The 454-nt window shown below is 72.2% G+C and carries 1 pseudogene; it reads left to right on the forward strand.

Annotation, left to right across the window (positions count from 1 at the left end):
- Window positions 1-454, forward strand: a pseudogene (locus G3I71_RS47410) (hypothetical protein); the annotation flags it as partial.

Raw genomic sequence — 454 nt, forward strand, 5'->3', positions numbered from 1 at the left:
GCGCAACGGTCGCTGCAGAAGCTCGTGGTGCGCGGCTGGGTCACCCTCACCGCGGCCACCCTGGTGATGCTGGCGCTCCGCAACCCGTACACCGGCTCGGGCAAGTTCGCCGACGTCTTCGACCTCGCCGGGCTGCAAGCCGTACTGGAGACCAAGACGGGCGCCTCGTTCGTCTCCCGGCTACTGCTCCTCGGAGCCGCCGCGCTGTTCGTCGCCGTGCTCTTCGGGGCGTACGCGCGCCACCAACAGGCGTCGGGTTCCGGGGAAGCCGGTCCGGCTGATCCGGATGGTCCGGCCGGTCCGGATGGTCCGGCCGCCGAGGACAAGAGGCAGCCGAACGACCTGGCCTTCGGCCTCGGGATCGGCGGAGCCGTCGTGGCCGCCGGCATCGCCGCCACCTGGGCCCTGTCCGAGCACGCCTCCACGGGCATCCAGACCGGCATCGCGATGCCGG

This window comes from Streptomyces sp. SID12501, assembly GCF_010550245.1.
Lineage (GTDB): Bacteria > Actinomycetota > Actinomycetes > Streptomycetales > Streptomycetaceae > Streptomyces.